Raw genomic sequence first — 252 nt, 5'->3', positions numbered from 1 at the left:
CAACAGACCCTTGCCTAATTTGAGATAAGCCCATGCCATTGTCAGATTTCGATTTATTCTTAACTTCTATGGAAGATGTTACCCCCATAACGCATGACACTGTGACCTTACCACCTAAAAACCATAAAGCGGTCATCGCCCAGCAAGAAAAAAATAAAGCAGCACAATCAGATTTAGTCTCTGAACAGTTCAATCCGTTGGATGAACCACTTGAATTACTCGATCCACTTGCCATATTAAGCTTTAAAAAAG

Annotated in this window: 1 pseudogene; it reads left to right on the top strand. The window is 39.7% G+C overall.

Annotation, left to right across the window (positions count from 1 at the left end):
• Window positions 1-32: 32 nt before the first annotated feature.
• Window positions 33-252 (top strand): annotated as a pseudogene (locus AAEY68_RS21400) (DNA endonuclease SmrA); the annotation flags it as partial.

This window comes from Pseudoalteromonas sp. RB2-MNA-CIBAN-0110 (assembly GCF_040309305.1).
GTDB classification, from domain to species: Bacteria; Pseudomonadota; Gammaproteobacteria; order Enterobacterales; family Alteromonadaceae; genus Pseudoalteromonas; species Pseudoalteromonas arctica.
This window is presented reverse-complemented; position numbering and strand designations above follow the sequence as displayed.